Genomic DNA, 2,464 nt, shown 5'->3' with positions numbered 1-2,464 from the left:
TCTGTTCGGCGACTTCAACGGCCTGCCGGAAGACGCCGACAAGACCGAGTTCTACCAGCACGAAGGCAAGTGGCAGAACCGCATGATCCTCGGCGACAGCCTGCAAGTCATGGCCAGCCTGGCCGAGCGCGAGGGCCTGCGCGGCAAGGTGCAGTGCATCTATCTCGATCCACCCTATGGGATCAAATTCAACTCCAACTTCCAGTGGTCCACCACCAGCCGTGACGTCAAGGATGGCAAAGCCGACCACATCACCCGTGAGCCAGAACAGGTTAAAGCCTTTCGCGATACTTGGCGGGACGGCATTCACTCCTACCTCTCTTATCTGCGTGACCGGCTGACCGTAGCACACGAATTACTAGACGACTCTGGATCTATTTTCGTACAAATAGGCGATGAAAATGTTCACCGTATCCGAGCAGTAATGGACGAAGTTTTTGGCGAAGACTGCTTTGTTACTGAAATCCTTGTAAAGAAAAAAGGAAGTCAAAAATCATCATTAATGGACCCGATCAATGATTTCATCCTCTGGTACTCAAAAAAACCAAGGTCAGAAGGAATAACAAAATTCCACCCCCTTTATGAGGAAAGAAGCATTGATGGCGAGACAGTAAATGAATTTTCTCGCATAGAACATCCTAATGGAAACAAATATAATCTAAAGAAATACCATGATGAAGAAGGGGAAAATATAGATTTCCGAGCAACTCCCAGGAGAATCGCACAAGAGTTCCCCAACGGAAGGCTTTTCCGACCTTGGCCCATAACAAATGGAGGGGAGCGAAAAAATCAAATGAAGCCCATCTCCCTAGATGGTGACCCAGTATCACCGCCAAAAGGGCGATGCTGGAGCCACACATCCATTCAGCCTGAACAAGGGTTGAGCGGGATGGATAGAAATCTAGTTGCCGACCGCCTTGTCCGCAGCAAGACATCGTTAGACTTTAAAAGATATCTAGATGACTTCCCATACAAATCCATTTCAAATTGGTGGGATGGGTTCGGCGGTGCATCTGATCAAGTATACGTTGTACAAACCAACGAGCGCATTGTTGAAAGATGCCTACTAATGGCAACGGACCCTGGAGACTTGGTTTTAGACCCTACTTGCGGCTCTGGGACCACTGCAACTGCAGCCGAAAAATGGGGCCGTCGTTGGATTACAATCGACACCTCTCGTGTAGCGTTAGCACTCACTCGTGCGCGTATTATGGGCACGCTTTATCCCTATTACATGCTAACTGATAGCCCGGCGGGACAAAAAAAAGAGGCAGAGATAACTCACCATGCGCCTTCTATCACCCGAACTAAAGGTAGTATTAGGCACGGATTTGTCTATCGGCGATGCTCATATATCACTTCTGGCCTAATAGCCAACAACACCGAGATCGATGTGATCTGGGACCGGTTCCGGGAGACACTGGAACCACTTCGCGAGCAGATCAACGAGGCCCTGGCGGCCAACTGGGAAGAATGGGAAATTCCCCGAGAGCCGGGTGAGGAGTGGCCAGAAGAGGCCAAGAAGCTACACGCCAAGTGGTGGGATCAGCGCATCGCCCGCCAGCAGGAGATCGACGCCTCCATCACCGCCAAGGCCGACCACGAATTCCTCTACGACAAGCCCTACCCGGACAATAAGAAGGTCCGCGTCGCCGGGCCCTTCACCGTCGAGAGCCTCTCGCCCCACCGAGTGCTGGGCGTTGATGAAAACGACGAACTGATCGACCCCGCGGTTGCCGAGGGCGACGGTGCCTACGGTGAAGAGCGCGACTTCACGCAGATCATTCTGGAAAATCTCAAGACCGCCGGAGTCCAGCAGGCCCACAAGGACGACCGGATCACCTTCACGGCCCTTACCCCCTGGCCGGGCGATCTGGTCTGCGCCGAGGGGCGATTTCTTGAGGGTAAAGGGCTTGAAGGTAAAGAGCTTGAAAGCGACGAGGCATCCGGCAAGGAAAAACGCGCCGCCATCTTCATCGGTCCCGAGTTCGGCACCGTCTCCCGACCGGACCTGGTGGCCGCCGCCCGCGAAGCCGGCGACGCTGACTTCGATGTGCTGATTGCCTGCGCCTTCAACTACGACGCCCACTCCAGCGAGTTCGACAAGCTCGGCCGCATTCCCGTGCTCAAGGCGCGCATGAATGCCGACCTGCACATGGCCGACGACCTCAAGAACACCGGCAAGGGCAACCTCTTCGTCATCTTCGGCGAACCGGATATCGATATCCTCGATGCCGCTGGCCCGAATGGAACAGGCCATGGTGAGCCCGGGCAGATACGGGTCAAGGTCAACGGCGTGGATGTCTTCCACCCCAATACCGGTGAAGTCCGCTCCGACAGCGCCGACGGCATCGCCTGCTGGTTCATCGACACCGACTACAACGAGGAAAGCTTCTTCGTTCGCCAGGCCTACTTCCTCGGCGCCAACGACCCCTACAAGTCGCTGAAGACCACCCTCAAGGCG

Annotated in this window: 2 pseudogenes; both read left to right on the top strand. The window is 54.5% G+C overall.

The annotated features are described in order from the left end of the window. Positions 1-82: 82 nt before the first annotated feature. Positions 83-1,123, top strand: a pseudogene (locus tag ACESMD_RS14155) (site-specific DNA-methyltransferase); the annotation flags it as partial. Positions 1,124-1,393: 270 nt separating this feature from the next. Further along, positions 1,394-2,464: pseudogene (locus ACESMD_RS14150) on the top strand (site-specific DNA-methyltransferase); the annotation flags it as partial.

Origin of the sequence: Halomonas sp., from assembly GCF_041689495.1 — a bacterium.
In the GTDB taxonomy this organism is placed as follows: Bacteria; Pseudomonadota; Gammaproteobacteria; order Pseudomonadales; family Halomonadaceae; genus Halomonas.
The sequence above is the reverse complement of the archived record's forward strand: the minus strand, read 5'-3'. Positions and strand labels throughout refer to the sequence as shown.